Below are 24,667 nucleotides of genomic sequence, written 5' to 3'. Positions count from 1 at the left end.
GCGTTCGGGCCGTCAGGACGTCAGACGCGGCAGTGAGAAATGAAATGCCGCGCCCCGTGGCTTGACCGAGGTCGCCCACAGTCGTCCGCCATGCGCCTCGACGATCGACTTGCTGATCGACAGGCCCATGCCCATGCCGTGCGGCTTGGTCGTTACCAGGGCATCGAACAGCTGGTCGATGCGGTTCTCGTCGAAGCCGAGGCCGTTGTCGGTGACACTGACCACAAAGGTGCCGTTGTCGACGCGGGTCGCGACGTGCAACGTTCGGCGTCCTTCGATCGCAGCCGTCGACTCGATCGCGTTCATGGTGAGATTGAGCAGCACCTGCTGCAACTGCACCTTGTTGCCCTGAACGACGCTGGCTTCCTCGGTGAAATCGGTGTCGAGGTGCACGGCGTGTTGGCGAAGCTCGCTCTGAATGATCGACAGCATCTCCACCGCGACGTCGCTGACGTCGACCGGCGACATCTTGGGCGGTGATTTGATTGCAAGACCGCGGATGGTCTGGACCACGTCGGCGGCGCGCCGGCCGTTCTCGATCACCCGGCGGGCCGCGCTCTTGGCCTCCTCGGTGGAAGGCTTCTCATTGTTCAGCCAGCGCACGCAAACTTCGGCGTTGGTGATGATCGCGGTAAGTGGCTGATTGATTTCATGCGCGATCGACACCACCAGCTCGCCGATCGCGGTCAGCCGCGACATTCGCATCAGTTCGGATTGCGACTTCTGCAGTGCCTCCACCAACTCGTCCTTCTCCTCGAGCAGCGCGTTGCGCAACGACATCGCCGCCTGGGAGGCGAGCAGCTTGAGGATGGAGAGCTTCGCCGGGGTGAACACTCCGGCGGCCAGATCGTTCTCGAGGAAGATGATGCCGACCAGCTTGGTGCGCTTTACCAGCGGCAGGCACAGGATCGATCGGCACTGCGTGGCAGAGATATAGGGATCGTCGACGAACGGACCGTCGGTTCGCGCGTCATTCAGCGTGATGGGGTCTCCCGTACGCGCGACGAGGTTGACGATGGCGATCGGCAGCTCCAGCGGCGAGACCAAGTCGTCCCGCAGCACAACGTGGATGCCGTCCTGGCCGGTGCGCGCTTCCGCCCGCACCGTCAGTTCGTCACCACGCGGGATGATCATCAAGCCACGCTGAGCGCCGGCGTGCTCGATCACCAGCGACATCAGCGTTTCCATCAGCCGGGACACGCCGGGTTCGTTGACGACCGCTTCGTAGGTCCTGACCACGGTCGAGAGGTCGAAACTGTCGGCGAGCTCCGGCGGCATGTGCGGGGCCGTGAGCATGTCGAGTCCGAGACCCGGGTGCAGCCGTTCGATCTGGTTCACCTTTCCGGCTGCTCCCCAGCGGTGATAGCAATCCCGGGCTCGCGCCAGATGTGTTTCGTATCCGGTCTGCAGGCCCTGCTGCCGATAGAGGCGGGCGGCGGTTTCGTGCGCGATCGCTTCGATATGGACGAAACGATGCCGGCGTGACGATTTGATCGCCTGTTCGTGCAGACGCAGCGCCTCGAACGGCCGGTTCTGAATCCGCGCGATCTCGGCGGCGAGCAGCGCCGTTCGGCTCTGGTAGTTCTCGTGGCAGTACGACTCCCAGGTCGACATCTGGCGATGCGAGGCGATCAGGCCGGTCAACAGAGTTTCGCGCAAATCCGCCGGCGCGGAGTCGTAATAGGCGGCCTGAACGAGACCGCCGTAAAAATGAAAGACGACCAGCTCGAAATGGCCGAATGTCGTCCACAACATCGGCGTCGCGACCTGCAGCGCCTGATAGGCCTCGGCGTAACTTCCGGCGAAATAGCGGGCCTGCATCTTCCTGATCTGAAACCAGCACGACGCGATGTCGAGGCTGCGATTGGCCGCGAGCTGTTGCTCGAAAGCGGTTTCATCGAAGCCGCCGTCGTTCAGCGAGCCGATCCCCTCGGTCCGGCCCTGGAGCATGCGCGCGAGCTGACGCTGGGTGGTCATGATGTGAACGATCAGACCGAACTGCGCGCGTTGCATCAGTTGCAGACGTGCATCCGCTTCCGGCTCGATCTCCTCGAGCAGGTCGCCCGCGTCGAGCCGGTTGGTGATCAGCGTGCAAGACGAGAAGCCCTGGTAGGTGACGTCGCCGGTCTCGTTGGCTTCGTCGAACGCCCGGCGGAGATAGGTTTGCGCGTCGGCCAGCGGCCTCGCCCAGGGCAGGACGTGCGCGCCATAGGTCAGGTGCACGCGGGCCTTGTACTTGTCGAGACCATGCGCTTCGACCAGGCGAAGTCCCAGATCGCCGAAGCTGAGAGAGGCGCGATAATCTCCGAACGTCGGTCCCGCCACCATCCCGAGATATGCGTAGGCCAGCGCGGAGGCGTCGCTATTGCCGTGTTGCAGGCTGAGATTGGCCATCCGACACAGGATCAGACAGACCAGATTGAGATCGGTGAAGAAAGTCGGCGCCAGCGATGCCGTCATCACGCCGAGCATGGCGCAGTGTTTGGGATCGTCGGCGCGCGGAAGATTCAGGATGGCTCCGAGCGAAATGCCGTCGAGCCGCCGCGCCAATCGTTGATACTCGGTGCGCGCGTCGTCGGCCGTCGGTTTGATCCGCCAGGCGATGCCGACCTCTGCCAGATAGGCGAGACAGCTCTGCACCGCATCGCAGCTCCGGTCCATCGCGGTGTAGAGCGTGATCTGCAGCGCCACCACTGCGGCCTTGTCGGTCTCGTTCGGGATGTCGGCTCGCAGGTTCAGTAGCCGCGCCTCGGCAGCGGGCAGGCGGCCGGTCAGGAACTCGCATTCCGCGAGTTGGTATTCGATCTGGAACGCGAGGTCGCGTTGGCCGTGCCATTCCTGCGTAGTCAGCCGCGATCGTGCCGCCTTCAGATAGATCAAGGCGGACTGGTGAGCGATGGCCTTCCGCGCGGCGCAGCCGGCTTCGAAATTATAGGTCGCCATTGTCAATCGCTCGGCCAGCGAGGAGACCAACGACGCTCCGGAGTTGTAGTGATTGACGATTTGAAACAGCAGATCGGACGGCGGGGCGGGGCCGGCGGTCGCTGCCAGGTGGCGGGCGATAAACAGATGCTGTGACGCCAGTTCGGCGGCCGGGATCAGCCGGTACGCGGCCTCGCGGACACGGTCGTGCACGAACCGATAGTCGGAGCCGGTGCGCAGCACCAGTTCAAATGCCACCAGATCCCGCAGGCCGCTGTGGACCTCCGTCTCCGACAATTCGCAGAGCTCACTGAGCGTCTCCGCGCTGGCGTACATGCCGAGGCACGAGAACATCTTCGCGATCTTCAGCGAGATCGGCGGCAGCTTGTCCAGGCGCCGCGCCATCAGGTCGACAACGTTATCGGTGTAGCCCTTGGCCTCGATCAGTTCGACGTCCCAAGTCCATTCGTGCCGGACCTCGTCGAAGGTGAGCAACTGCTCGTGCACCAGAGATGAAAAGAAATGAATGGCAAAGAACGGATTCCCGCCGGTCTTGTGATGGATCATGGCGGCCAGCGGTGCAACGCGTTCCGCGAGGCTGCGCAGCACGTCGGCGATCAGACTCGTGATATTTTCCAGAGAGAGCGGCTGAAGCCGGATCTCGTCGAGATGCGGGGCTGTCCGACGGATGTCGGCGAGCGCCTCGGCTAGCGGATGCGAGTTGTCGACTTCGTTGCTGCGATAGGCGCAGATCGTCAGCAGGTAGGTGATCTCGGCTTCGCGCGCGAGTCGGATCAGGAATTCGGATGTGGCGGTGTCGAACCATTGCAGGTCGTCGAGAAACAGAACGAGCGGGTGATCCGGTTGCGCGAGGGCGCCAAGGAAGCGGCCGAGCACAGCCTGAAACCGGCCGCGGCTTTCTTGCGGCGGCAGATCTGGAACGGGCGGCTGAGATCCGATCAGCAACTCGAGCTCGGGAACGAGGTTGACGACCAGTTCGCCGTGGGGGCCGAGCGCGTCGCACAGCCTCTTCCGCCAGCGCGCCAGATCGGCTTCGCTCTGCCCGAGGATCTGTCGCACCAGGGACTGGAACGCCTGCGCCAGCGTGGCGAACGGGATGTCGCGATTGTACTGATCGAACTTGCCGGAGATGAACCAGCCATTAGTCGGCGTCAGCGTCTTGCGTAGTTCGTTAACGACCGAGGATTTGCCTGCTCCGGAATAGCCAGAGATCAAAATCCATTCAGTCGCGCCGGTGGACGCCACACGGTGATACGCGGACAGGATCTGGTTGATCTCGGCATCACGGCCGTAGAGCTTTTCGCTCATGCGGATGACGCCGCAGGCGTCCTGCGCGGTGAGGCGCACGCCGGCTGTGGTGCCGTGCGTTTCAAAGGCCTCCAGACAGGAGCGCAGATCGCGCTCGACGCTGGCCGCCGTGAAATAACGGTCGTCCGCTGATTTCGACAGCAGCCGGAAGATCAGTTGCTCGATCACCGCCGTCTCGGGCCGCGCCCAGGGCAGCGGATTGGGCGTACGGGCGATGTGGTAATGGATCCATTGCGTCGGACTGGTCGCAAGGAACGGCAGAGCTCCCGAGGCGATCATCTGATACAGGATGATGCCGAGAACATAGAGATCGCTGCGCGCGTCGATCGAGCGGTTCACGCGGCCGGTTTGCTCCGGCGACATGTAGGTCGGCGATCCCACCAGGGACTCGTGAATCGCCAGATCCGGGCGCTCGCGATGAAATCGCGAGGCTCCTGCAAGCCCGGTCAGCCAGACATGGTCGGCGTCGTTGATCCAGATTGTATCCGGCCGCAGATTGCGATGGATCAGGCCGTGGACATGAACGTAGCTGAGCGCGTGCGCAAGCCCGATCGCGCGGCGCAGAAAGCGGGCGATGTCGTGCGGCGCGTCGAGCAATTCGGACAGCGGGCGCGCCTCGATATCGTCGATCAGGAGAGCGACGCGGCCTTGCGCCAGTACGAGTTCACGCGGTCGGATGACCAGCCCGGGATCGAGGTCGCGGGTCGCAGCGAATTCATGTGCGGTCTTTTGCGCGACGGACGGATCACCGGAGTCCGCAATCAGCAGCAGCGCGGCTGGGCTCGTGCCGTCCTGCGTCCGATAGACCGAATAGTCGCCGCTGTGGAAGACGAAGTGGAGTGGCGCGTCGATCTCGCGGAGCAGCGGCAATCCGTCGTGGCGGCGGGGGAGGTCCATCAGCCTGCGCCACCGCGGGACGTCGTCATCAGCCGATCAATTCGGCCGATCGGCGTTTGCGCATGGAACGGCTTGGCTGGGGATCGCAGTGCACCACAATCTTCGCCGCGTGCCCCGATTGCGATCGGGACGTTCGCGTCGTCATCGATCACCGCTATGATCTTGCCGATGGTCAAGTCTGCCATCCTCAAGGAGCGATCCGACAGCCCTTAACCCTGGGATAGTACGGACGCGCTTATAAGTCATACGATGGTTTTACGTTCGGTCCATTACGTCCGGTCCATCCGACCTCGGGCCGATCAGCTCAGCCATGCGGACCAGATCGGCGAGCGAACGCGCTCCCATCTTCTTCATCACGCGGCCGCGGTGAATCTTGACCGTGATCTCACTCAGGCCGAGATCCGCGGCGACGTTCTTGTTCATCGAGCCCGCCGCGACCATCTCGAAGATCTGCTTTTCACGCGGCGTCAAGGCGCGGTGGCGCTGAAGGATCTCGTCGCGCCGGCCATCGGCTTCCCGGCGTTTGTGATCGAGTTCGATCGCCGCTGCGACGGCGTCGAGCATCTCCTGATCGCGGAACGGTTTGGTGAGGAAATCGACGGCTCCGGCCTTCATGCCGCGGACCGTCATCGGCACATCCCCATAGCCGGTCATGAAGATGATCGGGATGCGGACGTTGAGTCGGACCAGAATGTCCTGGAGGTCGAGCCCGCTGGTGCCGGGCAGGCGCACGTCGAGCACCATGCAGTTAGCATCGGCCGGCACGCCGGTGGTCAAAAGCTGCTGTGCGGACGAAAACAACGCAACCCTGATCCCCAGCGACAGGAATAAGCCGGCCAGAGCTTCTCGGATGTCGGCATCGTCATCGACAATGACGACGAGGGGGCCGGGCGCTGATGACATGAATCCCGCTGCTAATCGAATTCCGCCGCGACCTTAGCGAAACTCGCGGCGCGACGCCAGTTGGCGTCGTGGGCCGCCTGCAGCGCCGTCCATCCAGCGTGTGCATCACTCAACACACCGCAGCGCAAGATTGTCCCAGCGCTCACACGCGGCGACGAAACATCCTGTCGCCGCATGACGCTGCGGCGCCTGCAGTCGGTCTCGGGTGTCCGAGACCGGCTCCTTTGCAGTTTTCGACTATTTGGACTTCTGGCGGTTCTTGCTGCTCTCGGCCGCCTTCGCCAGCGCCGCGGCGAAGGCGCCGCCGCCGCTGCTGGGTTCGGCTTGCGGCCGGTGGCGGTCGATCAGCTTGGCGCTGGCTCCGCCGCCGCCGCCCGACTGCCTCCGCTCGCCCGGCTTCGGGATCGGGTCGGACATCCGCAAGGTGAGGCCGATCCGTTTGCGGGGCACGTCGACTTCCAGCACCTTGACCTTGACGACCTGGCCCGGCTTGACGACCTCCCGCGGATCATTGATCCGCCGCTCCGACATTGCCGAGATGTGGATCAGGCCGTCCTGATGCACGCCGATATCGGCGAAGGCGCCGAACGCGGCGACGTTGGTGATGGTCGCTTCCAGGATCATGCCGGGCTTGAGATCGGTGATCTTTTCGACGCCCTCCTGGAAGGTCGCGGTTTTGAACTCGGGACGCGGATCGCGGCCGGGCTTGTCGAGCTCTTTGATAATGTCGGTGACGGTCGGGATGCCGAATTTGTCGTCGGCGAAGGCGGCCGGCTGCAGCGTTTGCAGCGCCTTGGTCTGGCCGATCAGCGCCTTGATGTCGCTCTTGGTGGCGGCGAGGATCTTCTTGACGATCGGGTAGGCTTCCGGATGCACGCCGGAGGCGTCGAGCGGGTTCTCGCCGTCGCGGATGCGCAGGAAGCCGGCGCATTGTTCGAACGCCTTCGGGCCGAGCCGCGGCACCTCCTTGAGCTTGGCGCGGCTCGGGAAGGGGCCGTTGGCGTCGCGATGCGCAACGATGTTCTGCGCCAGCGTCTCGCCGATGCCGGACACCCGCGCCAGCAGCGGCGCCGAGGCGGTGTTGAGATCGACGCCGACGGCGTTCACGCAGTCTTCCACGGTGGCATCGAGCGCACGCGACAGCGTGTACTGATTGAGATCGTGCTGATACTGCCCGACGCCGATCGACTGCGGCGGCACCTTCACGAGTTCGCCAAGCGGATCCTGCAGCCGGCGCGCGATCGACACCGCGCCGCGGATCGACACATCGAGATCGGGAAATTCCTTCGAGGCGAACTCGGACGCCGAGTACACCGACGCGCCGGCTTCGGAGACGATCGCCTTGGTGAGCTTGAGATCGGGCTTGGCCTTCATCAGGTCGGTGACCAGCTTCTCGGTCTCGCGCGACGCGGTGCCGTTGCCGATCGCCACCAGCTCGATGCGATGCTTGACGCAGAGCTGCGCCAATTCGAGCATGCTCTCGTTCCACTTCCGCGCCGGCTCGTGCGGATAGATCGTGGTGTGGTCGACGAATTTGCCGGTCTGGTCGATCACCGCGACCTTGACGCCGGTGCGGAAGCCGGGATCGAGCCCGAGCGTGGCGCGGCCGCCGGCCGGGGCGGCGAGCAACAGGTCGCGCAGATTGGCCGCGAACACCCGCACCGCTTCCTTTTCGGCCTGCTGCCACAGCCGCATCCGGACGTCGAGCGCCAGCCCGGTCTTGATCCGGGTGCGCCACGCCCAGCGGACGCAGTCCGACAAATAGCCGTCTGCCGGCCGGCCCTTGCGCGAAATGCCGAAGGTCGCGGCGATGCGATTCTCGTACTGGGTCGGCTCCTTCGACTCCGGATCTTCGCCGTCGCCGAAATCGAGCGACAGTATCTCTTCCTTCTCACCGCGCAGCAGCGCCAGAATGCGATGCGACGGCAGCTTCTCGTACGGCTCCGAGAAGTCGAAATAGTCGGCGAATTTCGCGCCCTCGGTTTTCTTGCCGTCGCGCACGCTCGCCTTGATCTGGCCGCGGCTCCACATCGCCTCGCGCAGGCTGCCGGTGAGGTCGGCGTGTTCGGAGAACCGCTCGACCAGGATGGCGCGCGCGCCTTCCAATGCCGCCTTGACGTCGGCGACCGGATGCTCGCCGTCGGTCTTCACATAGGCCGCAGCCTCGGCCTGCGGGTCCTTGTCGGGGTTCTGCAACAACAGATCGGCGAGGGGCTCCAGGCCCGACTCGCGCGCGATCTGCGCCTTGGTGCGACGCTTTTCCTTGAACGGCAGATAGATGTCTTCGAGCCGCGCCTTGGTGTCGGCGGCGAGCAGCGCCTTCTCGATCTCGGGCGTGAGCTTGCCCTGTTCCTTGATGCTGTCGATGATGGCGATGCGGCGCGCGTCCATTTCGCGCAGATAGGTCAGCCGCTCCTCCAGCGTGCGGAGCTGCGTGTCGTCGAGCATGCCCGTCGCTTCCTTGCGGTAGCGCGCGATGAACGGGACAGTCGACCCACCGTCGAGCAGATCGATGGCAGCCTGGACCTGTTCCTCACGGACGGCGAGTTCGGTGGCAATGACGGACGCGATTTTCGGCACTGGGGTCTCTCGTAGCGATGGCAAGGGCGTCGATGCTTCGCCCAAGGGCGAGGCGAATCGAGGGCAACCTACGACATCTCGCCGGGCAGGTGGACGCCTCGTGAGCGGCGGCCCACAGCCTGTTCGGACTTTCGCACCGCCGCTTGACGGCCCGTTGCCTCAGCCCGTCTGTGCGTTGCGGATTCGTGGCGTGAAGATGGCGCGGACCTGCCGACCGAGCCGGATCCCGGGGATTTCGACCAGGGTGTAGGCTATATAGGCGAGCAACAGCGCCGCGGCCGTGCTGGCGAGAAAGATCAGCCCGGCGATCAGCAGCCGCGGCATGCCGACCGTGTCGACGAGCCAGACCACAGTTTCCGGGTGACTCCACACTGGAAGGATCGTCAGGAAGTGAAACAGGTAGTAGCTGAACGACAGCCTGCCGAGCCAATGCGCGGCCGGATGATCGAGGACGTTGAGCAGCGTGGCGCGCGGCCCGTAGGTGACGAGATAGATCAACATCCACGCGCTCAATCCGTTGACCACGAAGCGCCAGGCTGATGCCGGGCCGAGCAGCGGACGCGCGGTGAAGAACAGGACGATCGCGATCGCGGTCGCGATGTTGGCCTGGGTCGGAGTGAGCCGGGCCGCCCAGCGGCCCGAGGCGGCGGCGCAGAAACAGCCGAAGGTGAACGCGTAGTAGAGCTGCAGCGGTGGGTGGCCGAGAATTTTGTGAATGGCCGGATCGAACGACATCCCCACCAGCGCCAGGCAGATCGCGATCGCCGCCGCGGTGGTCGCCGTGGTTCGGCGAAGCAGCAGCAGATACATGCCGTAGATAAGCGGGATCGCCAGCAGCTCGAGCTGCAACGACCACATCACGCCGTTGAGCGAGGTGTCGATCAGCGCCATGTTTTCGAGCACGGTCCAGGGCGCCGGCGGTGCGCCGAAAACCGTCCTCGCGAGCGCGTACACGGCGACCGCAAAGATGACGGCCGGGTACAGCCGAAATAGCCGGGCGATGACGAAGTCGGTCGCCTGGGACGCCGACGGGCGCGGTTCGGCGAGCAGCGAGCGGAGCAGCACGAAGCCGCTGAGCACGAAGAAGAAGATCACCGCCTGCAGGCCGTCGACGGCGTGCACGATCGCGGCGGAGAACAGCCGGATGACCTCACCGGCGTTGGCGCCCGGATGCGTCAGTAGTCCGGTGTCGGGCCCGGTCGGTGATTGCACCACATGGGACGCGGCCACGAGCAAGGCCGCAATCCCGCGCATGGATTCGAGCCGCGGGATGAAAGAGGTGGTTCGGCTCATGTCGGACGCCTGGTGGGAGAGGGCGGTGCGGACGTCGCCGGGTGAATCAGCGCGTGCCCGGCAGATGCCATAGCCGAAATCCGGCGATTGGACGTGCCAAAGAGCGGTCGGCTTCGGCCAGGGCAGTTGTTGATTTCAGAATAATGCGCGGCCGCCGATTGTCCCAGGCGGATTAGGGACCGACCAACCACCCTTGGAACTTCAGCTTTTCGGCGACCTGAACCCAAGGCATCAATGGACCCACAAGACAGGTTCCCTTCCAGACCAAGTCGGCGGCGGAGGGCTGGCAGCTCGGCACGCGACGTCCTGCAATCGCTTAGGCCGATGAGGCCATTCGTCACCTGATTGGGCCTGCGCCGAAACCTCCCCCGGTGGCGCGGACCCAGCCCCGGGGCCCGCCGCCAGCCCCGGGGCTTCTTCTTGCTTGGAGCGCTTCTGCTTCTGGTCGAAACACTGCCGTCATTCTTTGAGGCCCGCTACGCGCGCACCTCAGGGCCTGGCCGGAAATGCGCCCTTTGAAATCGGGCCGCTTCGCTTCCACCCGTCATGCCCGGCCTTGTGCCGGGCATCCACGTCTTGCTGGGCGAAACGCATCAAAGACGTGATGGCCGGGACAAGCCCGGCCATGACGGAATTTGCGAGCGCGCTCAACGACCTAGCACGTCGCTTCGATCGATCGATGAAGAGCGCCAGCTTAGCTCGCACCGGACCCTCGCAGAGCGCGATTGCGTTCCGAACTCCTTTAATGCTAATAATTCGCATGTGCATCTAGTAGGGATCTGGTTCGTTGCTCAGGTGAGACGAGGTGGGGAGACGAGCGTGCGGGAAGCTTCAGCTTTGACTGCTGATTGTGTTGGGGCGCCTGCCGAGGCCGTGGCGGCCAACGGTCGTGACAGGGGGCTCGCGCCAGTGCTGTCGGCGGCGCTGCTGTCGTTCGGCCTGCTCGGCGAACCGGCACCGGCTTTCGCCGACGATGAGCGGCGCGCGGGTGCGAAACCGTCCCAAAGCTCCTCCGCCGAGAGCGGACGTGGGACGGGCGCGACTCATCATGCCGAGAGCGCCGACACCGAGCACATCTTCGGCTTCACCATGGGGTCGGACATCGGGCAGCCCGGCGAGATCGAGCTCGAGATGGAAAATGTCGCTGCGTTTGGCAAACGCGACGGCCGATACGGCACCTTGGCGACCCTGAACCAGGTCAAATACACGCTGTCCGATCGCTTCAGGATTGCGCCCGGCGTCGCGCTTGGCGCGCAGCGGATCGACGGCGTCGCCGGGTTCGACGATCGTCATCACGCCAGCTTCAACGGCGCGACACTGGAGTTCCGCGCTAAGCTGATCGACCGCGCGACGGCGCCGTTCGGACTGACGCTGCACGCACAGCCGGGATGGAACCGTGTCGACGACGGCAGCGGCTTACGCGTCGAGCAATACGGCGCCGAGTTCGCGGCGCTGTTCGATCGTGAGCTGGTCCGGGACCGATGGTTCGCCGCCTTCAACATCTGGTATGGCACCGGAATGACGCGCGCGCATGCGACCGGGCTGACCGCGCACGATTCGGAATTGGCGCTGCACGGCGCGCTCACCTATCAGGTGAAGTCGGGACTGTTGATCGGCGTCGGGACACGCTATCTGCGGAGCTACGATGGCGGCGGCCTCGATCGCCTGGTCGGCGAGGCGGTGTATGTCGGGCCGACGTTCTCCTACAGTCTCACCAGTACGCTCGGCATCTCCGGCACCTGGCAGTTCCAGGTCGCGGGCCACGCTGTCGGTGACGGAAGGCGGCTCGATCTCGACAATCACGAGCGCCAGCAGGCGATGCTGCGGATCAACGCGCACTTCTAGCGGCGGGCCACTGCCGCTGATGTGGCGCCGACACATTCTGGTCCGAATTCTCAACTAATCGTTGCGAAGTACGAGCCTGTGGGGGGCGTTGGTCGTGCGCTAGTGTCGCATCATCCGGATATGCCCATGCCCCTTGCCGCCGAACCGGCCGCTGCTGCTTCTCGCTCTGCCCACACCACGGCCTCGGCCCCAACCTCTGCGGTTCCAGCCGCATTGCTGCTGTCGCGCGGGGTCGACAAGCTCGAGACGATGCTCAAGCTCACCACCGCGATCCTCGCGCTGGGCGCCGGCGTCTACACCTATCTCGGTGTGCGCGAACTGCTCAACGGCAGCCCGACTACGGTGTTTTTCGCGGCGCTGATTTACTCCGTCGCCGTGTCGGTCGGCATCTACGCGTTCTGGGTCTTCCTGATGCAGTTCATGCCGCATGTGGTCGACCGCAAGGGCCGCGCGCTGATGTTCGGCTGCATGATTTTCGGTTCGCTGATGATCGTCGCGATGTCGTCCTGGCTGAACGCTTCGGCGCTCGCCGGCGCCGCCGCGATCCGGCAACATCTCGCCATCACGGTGCAGGACTATACGCGCGATCTCGATGCGGCGAACAGCAATGCGATCGCCGCGCAGGGTTTGCTGCCGGACATCCAGATCGCCGCGTCGCGCTTCGCTAAACTTGCCGACGCAGAGCGCGCGGGATCGCTGACCGGCACGTCGGGCTCCGGCACGGTGGTGCAGTTGCTCACGCAAATGTCGGGTCAGCTCGACAGCCTCGGCAAGGAAGTCGAAGCCTCCGGTAAGCGCGTCGCCACGTTGTTCGAGGAGGGCGGCAAGCACCTCGCCAAGATGCGTGAATTGGTGTCCGATCGCGGCCCGATCAGCGAGCGCAGCGACGGCTTCGCCACAGAGTCGCTGGCCCTGATGGGCGTGATCGCCAATCTGCAGCAGACTTCCGTCGCCCCTGCGGTGAAGCGGGCCGCGACCTCGCTGTCCTCGACCTTCATCGCGCCATCGGCCGGCGGCCGCAGCGTCGATCTCGCCGAGCGCCAGACCGCGGTGGTCGGCAAGGTCGAAAGTGCGATCGCCGCGCAGGCTGCCTCGCTCGCCGGCGCCGCCGACAAGATCCTGGATATGCCGAGGATCGAGCCGGCACGCTTCCAGGCGATGTCGCCGGCCGAGGCCGTGCTGCGTTATGCCGGTGACTTCATCCCGAGCTGGGCCGGCGCGATCTCGATCGACCTGATGCCGGCTGTGCTGGTGCTGATCCTGTGCGTGGTGCACGCCGCGATCCGCCGCGAAGGTCTGCCGGTGGCGAGCGCCTCGTCGATGACGGCGGCCGAGATGATGGCGGCGCTGAAGATGGCGCGCGAAGTCGAGCAGGCCAGCCGCGCCGTGCATGAGCCCGCCGAGCCGGTGCAGCGTGAGGCGGTCGAACCTGCCGCCGAACCCACGGCGGCGACCGACGAGAACGTCACCGCGCTGTCGTCGGCGCGGCACGTCAAGTAAGCGCCGAGCATGAGCAGCCTGACGCAGCGCTTCCATCGCTGGATGGCGGGCAACCCCGACGATGCCGTGCTGCGTCTGGTGTTCCGCGGGCTGGTCGCGGCGTCGATCGGCGCGCTCGGCTTCGATCTCGCCAGCGCCAATGGATGGATCCAGGCGGACGACAGCGCCGCTCCGCCCGCTGTGCAGCGCGAGGCGGCTCCGGGAGGCTTACCGTCTCTGCCGGATATCCTGTCGCCGTGGTTGCCCGGCCGCGATCGTCTCTCGCCCGTGCCGCAACCGGACGGCGCGCTCGGCAAGCCGATGACTTTTGAACTGGTGAGCGGTAACCGGCTGATGGCGGTCGGGACCATCACGCCCGGCAGCGCACAGGCCTTTGCCGCCGCGATCGAGCGCCACGGCGAGTACATCAAGACCGTAGTGCTGAATTCGCCGGGTGGATCGGTCAGCGATGCGCTGACGATGGGGCGGCTGATCCGCGACCGTAAACTCGACACCCTGGTGGAAGCCGGCAAGTACTGCGCGTCCTCATGCCCGCTGGTGTTTTTCGGGGGCACTACACGCCGCGCCGGCGACAAGGCGGCGATCGGCGTTCATCAGGTCTTCGCGGCCAAGTCGGCGGAGACGGCTCCCGTGCCGCGCGACCAGATGAGCGATGCGCAGCGCATTTCGGCGCGCTGCCAGCGTTATCTGGCCGACATGGGCATCAACCTGCAGGTCTGGATCCATGCGATGGAGACGCCGAAGGACCGGCTGTTCATCTTCAAGCCGGACGAGTTGACCAAATTCAACATCGTGACGGGTCAGCCGTCGGCCACTCCGAAAACCTGACGACAACTCGAGCTCGCTTTCTGTTGATCGCTACCCTTGGCCCGTGCTGCGCGCGGCGCCGTACGGGAAATCTTGAGGCTTTCTCGGTCAGGAAGTGCGGGTTCCGGCAACTTTTTAAATTATCCGTTGTTATGGACAAACTGCAACGTTGCGAAGGATTTCGATATGAAGAAGACAGCTTTGGTTTTCGGGGCAGCCGCGACCCTTGCGGTGGTCACCGCCGCAGCTCCGGCGCAGGCCCAGCGCGGCTTCGCTCCTGCTTTGATCGGCGGCATCGCAGCAGGCGCGTTGATCGCAGGCGCAGCTTCCGGCGGCTACGGTTGGGGCCCGGGTTACGGTTACGGCGGCTACTACGGCGGAGGCCCGTACTACGGCTACGGTCCGAGCTACGCCGGTTACTATGGTGGCCCCGGTTATTACGGCGGCGGTTGGGGCTATGGTGGCCCGCGATACTACGCTCGCCCGCGTGCCGTGTATTACGGCGGCGGTTACAGGCCGTACGGCGGGTATCGGTCCGCTTACGGGTACTACGGCCGCGGGCCGGTCATTCGCGCCGGCTACATCGGTGGCCCGCGCTATGGCTATCGACACCATCGCCACTGGTAAGACGTAGACTATCCGGTCAGTCCAATGGCCGGAGCAGGGGGCGGCAGCGCGCGGCGTTGCCGCCCTTTGCTTTTTTGCCGACCAGTGTTTATTCCGCCGCTGACGGCCGCGCAGTGTGAAGTGCCTGAATCAGAGCCTTGCGGAGTATTTTCAGGGTGTACGGCTTCTGCAGCAGGGTGAAGCCTTCGGCGAGTGCCGAGGCGCTGCGGTCGCTGTAGCCTGATGCGAGCACAACCGGCGTTTCCGGATGATGATCGCGGATCAGCCGTGCCAGTTCGATGCCGCTCATACCCGGCATCACGATGTCGCTGAACACCAAATCTATGTCCTTGCGCCGATTGAGCAGGTCTACCGCCTCTTCGGCGGATGTGGCCTTCACCACTGTGAAACCGCATTGCTCGGCGTAGTCGGTCGCGACCGCGGCGACGTTGGGGTGGTCTTCCACCAACAGCAGCGTATGCTTGCCGACCATCGCCGGCAGCGGGTCGTCGTCTTCGGGCTCTTCTGCCGCGCGCTCGTTCGAACGGGGCAGGAACAGATCGAACCGGGTGCCGCGACCGATCTCGCTTTCGACGGTGATCGCGCCATTGGATTGCTGGGCAAAGCCGTAGATCTGGCTGAGCCCCAGCCCGGTGCCCCGGTCGACCGGCTTCGTCGTAAAGAAGGGCTCGAAGATCCGATCGCGGATTTCCATCGGAATGCCGACGCCAGTGTCGGCAAAGCCGAGGATCGCGTAGTCGCCGGTTAGCCGCTTCGGGCCAAAGTTCTTTAACGCCTCCGTGCGGATCGACACGGTAATGCGGCCACCATCCGGCATGGCGTCGCGTGCATTGAGCGCGAGATTGAGCAGCGCGATCTCGAATTCGTTCGGGTCGATCTGGACGACGATCGATTCGGTCGGCGCCTCGATATCGATACTGATATGGCTACGCACCGACTGGCGCAGCACGTCCGCAAACCTGGTCACGGCGTCGCCGAGATCGACGAGCTTGGCCGCGACGTTGTGGCGACGCGAAAATGACAGCAATTGCCGGGTGAGCCCGGCGCCTTTGGCCACCGCAGAATCAATCATGTCGAGCGTGCGGCGATCCTGCAGATCGGTGTGGCGCCGGCGCAGCTTCTGCACCGAGCCGCCGACCACCATCAGCAGATTGTTGAAGTCGTGCGCGACGCCACCTGTCAGGCGGCCGAGCGACTCCAGCCGCTGCGATTGCTTCAACGCGTTTTCAGCAACCGCGCGGCGCTCGGCTTCCTCGTAGAGCCGGCGGGTCCGTGCGAGCGCCAGCATCACGATCGCGATCAGCGCAGCGGTGGCCGGCAGGCCGACCAGCATATAAGCGCCGAGCTGCGACAACCACATGTTGCGGATTGCGCGTGTCTCCAGGCCGGCATAGACGTAAACTGGAAGCTTCGGCAGCTTACGGTAGGCGACGCGCCGTTCGATGCCATCCAGCGCGGAGACGACGGTGACGGCGCCTTCGATGCTCCCCGCGCTCATCGCCCGGCCGATCAGGCCGTCGGTCTTTACGGTGAGGGCAATGGTATCGGTCGCCGGGTAGCGGGCCAGGATGGCGCCGTCCTCGCGAACCAGCGCCGCATAGCTGCCGCTGTCGCGGCCGACCTTGGCATAAAAGCCCTCGAAGTACTCCGGCAGCACCGACGTCTGAATCACGCCCGTGAAATGGCCATCGGGAGACGGGCGCCGCATGCTGACGCTGAAGAACGGCGCGCCGCCGAACGGCGGACGCGGCTGAAGCGTGCGTCCGACGAACACGCCGGTGCGCTCCAACGGCCCCTTGAAGTAGTCCCGATCGGAGAAGTCACCGGGCGGTGCCGGGTAGAGCATGCTGTTGACCAGCACCCGTCCATTCTTGTCGAAGATCCACATCGACTTGATCTGTTCCGACCCATCGGCCAAGCGCTTCAACCGCTCGTGCAGCCCGGCTTCGTTCGCGCGGATCTCGTCGTCCGACATGTCGCGGACGATTTCGGCGGTCTCCGCGATCGATCGCTCGACCGATTCAAAAATCTTCAGCGCGTGTTCGGTGACGATGTCGCGGGTCTTGTCGATCTGCCGCTCGGCGCTGTCCTCGTTGGATCGGTAGGCGAGCCAGCCCGCATAGCTGAACAAGGCAGCCGGTAAAATCACCGAGGCAACCAGAATTGCGCGCAACAATCTGAGCGAATCGCGCTGTGCAGTCAGCATCTGAGTGAAAGGTCGGAGGTCGTCACCATCACCTGGCAATTAAGCATTTTTTCTTTGTGCAGGAAACACTTTGCGAGTCGCTGGCGGAGTGGCGGTATTCCCGGACAAGCGTCTAGCTATCGTTGATGGAACCGCTGCGATAAACAGCATTGCGCTGGTTTCCACCAAGGGCCAGCTCACGGCAGAAGAGGATTGCGATGCGCGCACTGTTTCTGAGCCTGACGCTGCTGGTCGGCGTTCATCATCCATCTTTGGCGGCTGATGCGGTCAACGGGGAGACGCTCGCGAAGCGATGGTGCGCGAGCTGCCATCTGGTGTCGGAGGACCAGCGCAAGGGCTCCGACCTTGTGCCGTCGTTCGCCTCGATCGCGGCGCGCCCCGACTTCGACGAGGATAGGGTCGCGACATTCCTGCTCAATCCGCATCCCAAGATGGAAACCATGTCGCTCAGCCGAATTGAAGCCCGCAACATCGCGGCTTACATCGCCGAGCAGAAGCGGCGGTAATTTATCGCGGCTTAGCCGCGACGCCGTCAGCGTCTCGACGCAAGTGAGGCCGACGCTTTCCCGGCATCCTCGCCAAACGCGAGCTGCCGGGTGCCGTTTTGACCAATTCTCTGTTCTACACCGCCGACCACATGGCCTTTCGCGACGTGGTGCGTCGCTTCGTCCAGAAGGAAATCGAACCGTTCGCCACCGAATGGGACGAGGCGGGCGGCTTTCCCCGCGAACTTTACGAGAAGGCGGCGGCGATCGGCCTGCTGGGCCTCGGCTTCCCGGAAGAGTATGGCGGCACGCCGACCGATCAGTTCATGTGGATCGTGGCGACGCAGGAACTGGCGCGGGCCGGTGCCGGCGGCGTCAGCGCCAGCCTCAACAGCCATTCGATCGGCGCGCCGCCGATCGCGCGCGCCGGCTCGCCTGAGCTGAAGGCCCGGGTCCTGCCGGAGATTCTGTCCGGCAAAAAGATCTCGGCGCTGGCGATCACCGAGCCATCCGGCGGCTCGGACGTCGCCAATCTGCGCACCCGCGCGGTCCGCGACGGTGATCACTACGTGGTGAATGGCGAGAAGACCTTCATCACGTCCGGCATGCGGGCCGACTACATCACCACCGCGGTGCGCACCGGCGGGGACGGGCCGGGCGGCGTCAGCCTGCTGCTGATCCCGGGCGACACGCCGGGCCTGACGCGGACGCCGCTGAAGAAGATGGGGTGGTGGGCGTCCGACACCGCGACGCTGCATTTCGACAATTGCCGCGTGCCGGCCGGCAACCTGCTCGGGCAGGAAGGTGCCGGCTTCAAGATCATCATGCAGAACTTCAACAGCGAGCGGCTGACGATGGCGGCCGGCTGCATCGCCGCGTCGCGGGTCTGCCTGGACGACGCGATTGCCTACGCCAAGGAGCGTGTCACCTTCGGCAAGCCGCTGACGAAGCATCAGGTGATCCGTCACAAGCTGGTCGACATGGCGCAGAAGATCACCGCGTCACAGGCGATGCTGGAGCTGCTGGCCTGGCGGGTTGAGCAGGGCGAAAGCCCGATCGCCGAGATCTGCATGCTGAAGAACCAGGCGACGCAGACGATGGCGTTCTGCGCCTCGGAAGCGGTGCAGATCTTCGGCGGAGCCGGCTACATGCGCGGCGTCAAGGTCGAGCGCATCTATCGCGACGTCAAGGTCAACGCGATCGGCGGCGGCACCGAGGAAATCATGAAGGACCTCGCCAGCCGTCAGATGGGGCTTTAGCGATACGCACCGTCATTCCGGGGCGCGCGCAGCGCGAACCCGGAATCTCGAGGTGGTGAGACAAGAACAACAACAAGGGAGATTCCGGGTTCGCACGCCTGCGGCGCGTGCCCCGGAATGACGAGGGAAGAGACCGATGCTATTCAGCCAAGAACACGACGAACCGCGCCGGGTGCTGCAGAAATTCATCGCCAGCGACATCAATCCGCATGTCGAGGAATGGGAGCGGGACGGCATCTTCCCGGCGCACGAGCTGTTCAAGAAGCTCGGCGATCTCGGCTTTCTCGGGCTCAACAAGCCGGTCGAATATGGCGGGCAGGGGCTGGATTATTCCTACGCGCTGATGATGGCCGAGGAACTCGGCGCCATCAATTGCGGCGGCGTGCCGATGGCGATCGGCGTGCAGACCGACATGGCGACGCCGGCGCTGGCCAAGTTCGGCTCGGACGAGCTGCGCAAGGAATTCCTGGCCCCGTCGATCGCCGGTGACTACGTCGCCTGCATCGGCGTCTCCGAGCCGAGCGCCGGCTCCGACGTCTCCGCGATCAAGACCACGGCGAAATCCGACGGCGACGACTACGTCATCTCCGGCGGCAAGATGTGGATCACCAACGGCACCCAGGCCGATTGGATCTGCCTCTTGTGCAACACTGGCGAAGGCCCGGTGCACCGCAACAAGTCGCTGATCTGTGTGCCGATGAAGACCCAGGGGGTGACCATCGCCCGCAAGCTCGACAAGATGGGCATGCGCTCGTCCGACACCGCGCAGATCCATTTCGACGAGGTTCGGGTGCCCAAGCGCAACCGGATTGGCGAGGAGGGCAAGGGCTTCGTCTATCAGATGGTGCAGTTCCAGGAGGAGCGTCTGTGGGGCGCCGCCGCCTGCATCAAGTCGCACGAGAAGACGATCCAGGACACCATCGACTACACCCGCAGCCGCAAGGCGTTCGGCAAACCGCTGCTCGACAACCAGGTGATCCACTTCCGGTTGGCCGAATTGCAGACCGAGGTCGAGCTGCTGCGCTCGCTGATCTATCGCGCCGCCGAACAGCTCGTCGCCGGCGAGGACGTCACCCAGCTCGCCACCATGGCCAAGCTGAAGGCCGGTCGGCTCGGCCGCGAGCTGCCCGACGCCTGCCTGCAATTCTGGGGCGGCATGGGCTTCATGAACGAAACGCTGGTGACGCGCTCCTATCGCGACAGCCGCCTGACCTCGATCGGCGGCGGCGCCGACGAGGTGATGCTCGGCATCCTCTGCAAGGCCATGGGCACGCTGCCGGGGAAGGCGTAACGTCACCGTTCGGCGCCGTTCACCTCTTCCCGCGAGCGGGGAGAGGTCGGATTGCGAAGCAATCCGGGTGAGGGGGCGTCTCCGCGAGGCTGAGAGTCAGTGCCTGCGTCGCCCCTCACCCCAACCCTCTCCCCGCAAGAGCGGGGCGAGGGAGCGCACCGCGTTCTTGGCGAGCGGCGGCGGCCATAAACAACGACGCTGAGAGGGAGCGAAATCGATGATCACCTTGTATCACTGCCATGGCGCGCGGTCGTTTCGGCCGTTGTGGATGCTGGAGGAGATGGGGCTCGACTACGAGCTCAAGATGCTGCCTTTTCCGCCGCGGGCGCTCGCCAAGGAATATCTCGCGATCAATCCGCTCGGCACCATTCCGTTCATGATCGATGGCGACACCAAGATGACCGAGTCTTCGGGCATCTGCCATTATCTCGGCACGCGGCACGGCCCGACTCCGCTGGTGGTCGATGTCGGCGAGGCCGACTATGGGACCTATCTCAACTGGATGTTCTTCAGCGACGCGACGCTGACGTTCCCGCAGACGCTCGTGCTGCGCTACGGCACGCTGGAGCCCGCCGAACGGCGGCAGCCGCAAGTGGTCGAGGATTACGCCAAGTGGTTTCTCGGCCGGCTCCGCGCCGTCGAGGCGGCGACGGGGCAGACCGAATGGTTGGCCCAGGGCCGGTTCACCGCCGCCGATGTGACGATCGGCTATGCGCTGCGGCTGGCCGACAATCTCGGCCTCTCCAATCAATTCGGGCCGAACGTCGCGGCCTATTGGCAGCGCGTGCAGCAGCGCGAGGGGTATCGGCGGGCCGTCGAGGCAGAGACCCGCGCCGGCGACGAGCAGAAGGTGGCGCGCCGCGCCTGATCGCTCGGGGGCCGGGCGATCCGTTTCCGCGGCAATCACGCCCGGTGACAACGCCCGGCGATGCTGTATTCTCCGCCCGCTCCGAAGAGGGCGCCGCATCTCGGTGCGGGAACGGGCGAAGACCCCGGGAGGACCCATGAGTGACGAGACGTGTCCGGCGTCCGGACATCTGATGCTGATCAGCCCTGAGCGCGTGTTCTATGCCGGTCTGCTGGGCCGACCGCGCCGCCGCACCAGCGGCGCGTATTCGATCTATGTCTCCCTCCACGGGCAGCTGAGGGTGACGATCGAGGATGGCCAGGCCCAGACCGGGGCCACCGCGTTCGTCCCGCCTTATGTGCCGCACAACGTCGAATCCGACAGCCGCAGCGTCGTCTGCTTGGTGATCGAGCCGGAGACGGTGCTGCCCGCGCCGATGGCCGCGCTCGGCGCCCGGATCGTTGGCGCCGGTGACGGCGCGCTCGCCGACCGGGTCCGCCAGGCGCATGGCTCGCTGGTGGCGACCGGACGCCGCGAGGGCTTCACCACCTCGGAATTCGACAATCTGTTCTTCGGCGAGGTTCTGCCTGCGCGGCGGATCGATCGCCGCATTGCGGGAGCGCTCGCGCGGCTCAACGATATTTCCGGCGCGGCGGTGACCGCGGAGGATTGCGCGGTGGGGGCCAACCTGTCGCAGTCGCGCTTCCTGCATCTGTTCAAGGACGAGACCGGCGTCTCGTTCCGCGCGCTGCGTGCCTGGAAGCGGGCGCGGCATCTGCTGCACTTCGTCAACGCGGATATCAATCTCGCGCATCTGGCACAGGACATCGGCTATCCGGACTCGACTCACTTCAGCCATTCGATCCGGCGTTTCTACGGCTTGCAGCCGCGCGCGATCTTCTCTGGCTCGCGCGATCTGGCGATCTGGCGCAGCGATCCGCATGCCGCCAGCGTTGCGGAGTTTCGCCAGGGACGCCCCTAACGCGTGCGTCCGGCGTGTAGCAGCGCGTGCACGCAAGATGCATATGCACGGCTTCCGCATCATCCCGTTCGACTGGTTTGCGCCGCGTGTTGTTCGCGCGCGCAACATCACCGAAAGGGTCGATGAGGAATGAGCGACAAGGCCGTAATCACCTGCTCGCTGAACGGCGTGCTGACGGATCCCAAGCAGCACCACGTTCCGGTGACGCCGGAAGAGATGGCGCGCGAGGCCAAGGCGGCATTCAATGCCGGCGCCTCGATCATGCACATCCATCTGCGTGACCAGCGGCCGGACAAAGGCCATCTGCCGAGCTGGGACGTCGCGGTGTCGCGCGAGATCCAGCAGGCGATCCGCGAAGCGTGTCCCGGTGTCATCATCAATCACACCTCCGGCACCTCGGGGCCGCACTACGAAGGGCCGCTCGCCTGCATCCGCGAGACCAAGCCGGAGATCGCCGCCTGTAACGCCGGCTCGCTGAACTATCTCAAGGTCAAGTCCGACAACAGCTGGGCCTGGCCGCCGATGATGTTCGACAACTCCGTCGAGAAGATTCAGGACTTCCTCGGCGCCATGAAGGACGCCGGGACCATTCCGGAGTTCGAGTGCTTCGACGTCGGCATCGTCCGCTGCGTCGGCATGTATGTGCAGAACGGCATGTATTCCGGCCCGCTCGAGTACAACCTCGTGATGGGTGTCGCTTCCGGCATGCCGGCCGATCCAGACCTGCTGCCGATCATCTTGAAGCTGAAGCGCCCCGAGGCGCATTGGCAGGTGACCGCGATCGGCCGCGCCGAGATCTGGCCGCTGCATCAGGCCTGCGCCGATCTCGGCGGCCATCTGCGCACCGGGCTCGAGGACACGTTCTATCTCGCCAATGGCGAGAAGGTGACCTCGAACGGCCAGCTGATCGAGGAGATCGCCGGCTGCGCGCGGCGTGCCGGACGTGAGATCGCGAGCCCGGACGAGGCGCGGGCGATTTACGGCATCCTGCACTGAGGCCGCGTCATTCCGGGGCGCGCCGCGGAGCGGCGTGAACCCGGAATCCCGAGATGTTCTGCTCGTCTGAGGTTCCGGGTTCGCGCTACGCGCGCCCCGGAACGACAAAACGAAAGCATCACCAACCAAGCAGCCGCAAGAGCTGCCTCACATCCGAGGGAGTGTCATGACCAATCTCGAAGCGACCGGCGGCGTGCCGGGACCGGGCCGGATCGGCCGGGTGGCGATCGGCGACATCCTGCGCAAATCGGCGATCCGTTTTGCCGACCGCGTCGCATTGACCGACGGGGCGCGTCAGGTCAGCTACAAGGAGCTCGAACGCGACGCCAACCGCTTCGCCAACTATCTGGTCGCCCGCGGCCTGAAGCCCGGCGACAAGATCTCGACGATCTGCAACAACTCGGTCGAGTTCGTCAAAGCGCTGTTCGGCATTCACCGCGCCGGCCTTGTCTGGGTGCCGATCAACACCATGCTCGGCCCGGCCGACATGAGCTACATCCTCGATCATGCCGAGGTGAAGTTCGCGCTGATCGACGACAATCTGCACGGCCAGCCCGAGCGCCGCGCCGCGCTCGAGCAGCGCGGCATCGCGCTGATCGCGGTCGATCTCACCGGCAAGGCGGCGGAAGCGGGGCTGCAGAGCTTCGGCCAGCTGGTCGAGGGACAGTCCGAGATCGAGCCGGAAATCGCATTCGACGATCGCGACCTCGCGATGATCATCTACACCTCCGGCACCACGTCGCGGCCGAAGGGCGCGATGCACTGTCATCTCGCGGTGGTGATGGCGGTGATGAGCAACGCGATCGAGATGCAGCTCACGCGAAATGACGGCATCAGCGGGCAGTTTCCGCTGTTCCATTGCGCCGCCCATGTGGTGCTGCTGTCCTATCTCGCGGTCGGCGGCAAGATGGCGCTGATGCGCGGCTTCGACCCCGTGGCTTGCATGGAGGCGATCCAGCGCGACCGGCTCACCGTGTTCATCGGCCTGCCGCTGATGTATCAGGTGATCCTCGACCATCCGCGGCGCGGCGAGTTCGACCTGTCGACGCTGCGCTGCTGCATCACCACCATGGCGCCGATGCCGCGGCCGCTGCTGGAGCGCGCGATCGCCGAACTATGCCCGACCTTCGTGCAGCCGTCGGGCCAGACCGAGATGTATCCGGCGACGACGATGTCACAGCCGGACCGCCAACTGGCGCGCTTCGGCAATTATTGGGGCGAGTCCACCATGGTCAACGAGACCGCGATCATGGACGACGCCGGCAATCTGCTGCCGGTCGGCGAGGTGGGCGAGATCGTGCACCGCGGCCCCAACGTGATGCTCGGCTACTACAAGGATCCGGACGCCACCGAGGCCGCGCGAAAATTCGGCTGGCATCACACCGGCGATCTGGCGCTGATCGACGAACACGGCGAGGTGCTGTTTCTCGACCGCAAGAAGGACGTGATCAAGTCCGGCGGCGAGAACGTCGCCTCCGTGAAGATCGAGGAGACGCTGCTGGCGCATCCTGCGGTGATGAACGCCGCGGTGGTCGGCCTGCCGCATCCGCAATGGGGCGAGGCGGTGTCCGGCTTCGTCAAGCTCAAGCCGGGCGCGGCCGCGACCGAGGCGGAGATCATCGAGCATTGTCGTAAGACGCTCGGCGGATTCCAGGTGCCGAAGCTGGTGCAGATCGTCGATGAGATGCCGATGACCGCCACCGGCAAACTGCGCAAGGTCGAACTACGCAACCAGCATGCGGACTATTTCACGATGGCGCAGACGGGGTGAGGCACTGTCATTCCGGGTCACGCCGCACCGCGGCGTGAACCCGGAATCCCGACGTTCAGAGCACTTCGAGATTCCGGGTTCGCGACCTGCGGTCGCGCCCCGGAATGACGAACCAGAGGCGAGATTT

17 protein-coding genes are annotated in these 24,667 nt (G+C 64.9%); 11 read left to right on the top strand and 6 right to left on the bottom strand.

All coding sequences use genetic code 11. The features are described from left to right. Window positions 1-12: 12 nt before the first annotated feature. The 5 genes from LPW26_RS17180 to LPW26_RS17160 form a co-directional block, all read right to left on the bottom strand. A complete protein-coding gene (locus LPW26_RS17180; protein ID WP_238736702.1) occupies window positions 13-5,148 on the bottom strand; it encodes a trifunctional serine/threonine-protein kinase/ATP-binding protein/sensor histidine kinase in 5,136 nt (1,711 codons plus the stop codon). After that, on the bottom strand, window positions 5,148-5,324 hold the full coding sequence (locus tag LPW26_RS17175) for a hypothetical protein (protein ID WP_238736701.1): 177 nt from the start codon (window positions 5,322-5,324) through the stop codon (window positions 5,148-5,150). The genes LPW26_RS17180 and LPW26_RS17175 overlap by 1 nt, the downstream gene beginning before the upstream one ends. Before the next feature lie 79 nt (window positions 5,325-5,403). Next, window positions 5,404-6,051 (bottom strand): response regulator transcription factor, encoded by a 648-nt coding sequence (locus LPW26_RS17170; protein ID WP_238736700.1) that lies wholly within the window; start codon window positions 6,049-6,051, stop codon window positions 5,404-5,406. Window positions 6,052-6,288: 237 nt separating this feature from the next. Continuing rightward, window positions 6,289-8,631 carry a Tex family protein gene (locus LPW26_RS17165; RefSeq protein WP_238736699.1) on the bottom strand — a complete coding sequence of 781 codons (2,343 nt, stop codon included), beginning with the start codon at window positions 8,629-8,631 and terminating at the stop codon, window positions 6,289-6,291. A gap of 159 nt (window positions 8,632-8,790) precedes the next feature. Then, window positions 8,791-9,924 (bottom strand): acyltransferase family protein, encoded by a 1,134-nt coding sequence (locus LPW26_RS17160; protein ID WP_238736698.1) that lies wholly within the window; start codon window positions 9,922-9,924, stop codon window positions 8,791-8,793. A gap of 873 nt (window positions 9,925-10,797) precedes the next feature. Between LPW26_RS17160 and LPW26_RS17155 the strand changes: the two genes are divergently transcribed. The 4 genes from LPW26_RS17155 (at window position 10,798) to LPW26_RS17140 (ending at window position 14,703) form a co-directional block, all read left to right on the top strand. After that, window positions 10,798-11,769 (top strand): hypothetical protein, encoded by a 972-nt coding sequence (locus LPW26_RS17155; RefSeq protein WP_238736697.1) that lies wholly within the window; start codon window positions 10,798-10,800, stop codon window positions 11,767-11,769. 126 nt (window positions 11,770-11,895) lie between these two features. Next, window positions 11,896-13,269, top strand: coding sequence for a hypothetical protein (locus LPW26_RS17150; RefSeq protein WP_406677776.1), 1,374 nt, complete (start codon window positions 11,896-11,898; stop codon window positions 13,267-13,269). Between the two features lie 9 nt (window positions 13,270-13,278). Beyond that, a complete protein-coding gene (locus LPW26_RS17145) occupies window positions 13,279-14,097 on the top strand; it encodes a COG3904 family protein (RefSeq protein WP_238736695.1) in 819 nt (272 codons plus the stop codon). A 165-nt stretch (window positions 14,098-14,262) separates the two neighbouring features. Further along, window positions 14,263-14,703 carry a hypothetical protein gene (locus LPW26_RS17140; RefSeq protein WP_238736694.1) on the top strand — a complete coding sequence of 147 codons (441 nt, stop codon included), beginning with the start codon at window positions 14,263-14,265 and terminating at the stop codon, window positions 14,701-14,703. An 88-nt stretch (window positions 14,704-14,791) separates the two neighbouring features. On the opposite strand, the gene LPW26_RS17135 is transcribed toward LPW26_RS17140, so the two are convergent. After that, entirely contained in the window at window positions 14,792-16,909 is a 2,118-nt protein-coding gene (locus LPW26_RS17135) for a hybrid sensor histidine kinase/response regulator (protein WP_238736693.1), read from the bottom strand. A gap of 197 nt (window positions 16,910-17,106) precedes the next feature. On the opposite strand from LPW26_RS17135, the gene LPW26_RS17130 reads away from it, so the two are divergent. The 7 genes from LPW26_RS17130 (at window position 17,107) to LPW26_RS17100 (ending at window position 24,540) form a co-directional block, all read left to right on the top strand. Next, window positions 17,107-17,415 (top strand): c-type cytochrome, encoded by a 309-nt coding sequence (locus LPW26_RS17130; RefSeq protein ID WP_238736692.1) that lies wholly within the window; start codon window positions 17,107-17,109, stop codon window positions 17,413-17,415. Between the two features lie 98 nt (window positions 17,416-17,513). After that, window positions 17,514-18,653, top strand: a complete 1,140-nt coding sequence (locus tag LPW26_RS17125) for an acyl-CoA dehydrogenase family protein (RefSeq protein WP_238736691.1) — start codon at window positions 17,514-17,516, stop codon at window positions 18,651-18,653. A gap of 136 nt (window positions 18,654-18,789) precedes the next feature. Next, window positions 18,790-19,944 carry an acyl-CoA dehydrogenase family protein gene (locus tag LPW26_RS17120; RefSeq protein ID WP_238736690.1) on the top strand — a complete coding sequence of 385 codons (1,155 nt, stop codon included), beginning with the start codon at window positions 18,790-18,792 and terminating at the stop codon, window positions 19,942-19,944. Between the two features lie 217 nt (window positions 19,945-20,161). Beyond that, window positions 20,162-20,812 (top strand): glutathione S-transferase family protein, encoded by a 651-nt coding sequence (locus LPW26_RS17115; RefSeq protein WP_238736689.1) that lies wholly within the window; start codon window positions 20,162-20,164, stop codon window positions 20,810-20,812. Window positions 20,813-20,948: 136 nt separating this feature from the next. Beyond that, entirely contained in the window at window positions 20,949-21,773 is an 825-nt protein-coding gene (locus LPW26_RS17110) for a helix-turn-helix transcriptional regulator (protein WP_238736688.1), read from the top strand. Between the two features lie 129 nt (window positions 21,774-21,902). Next, the gene (locus LPW26_RS17105) at window positions 21,903-22,769 is read left to right on the top strand and encodes a BKACE family enzyme (RefSeq protein WP_238736687.1); all 867 of its coding nucleotides are present in this window, start codon (window positions 21,903-21,905) and stop codon (window positions 22,767-22,769) included. 166 nt (window positions 22,770-22,935) lie between these two features. Then, the gene (locus tag LPW26_RS17100; RefSeq protein ID WP_238736686.1) at window positions 22,936-24,540 is read left to right on the top strand and encodes an AMP-binding protein; all 1,605 of its coding nucleotides are present in this window, start codon (window positions 22,936-22,938) and stop codon (window positions 24,538-24,540) included. Window positions 24,541-24,667: the final 127 nt, after the last annotated feature.

The sequence above is a fragment of the Rhodopseudomonas infernalis genome, from assembly GCF_022271405.1.
GTDB lineage: Bacteria > Pseudomonadota > Alphaproteobacteria > Rhizobiales > Xanthobacteraceae > Rhodopseudomonas > Rhodopseudomonas infernalis.
Note: the sequence above shows the minus strand (reverse complement) of the source record. Positions and strands in the feature narration are given on the sequence as shown.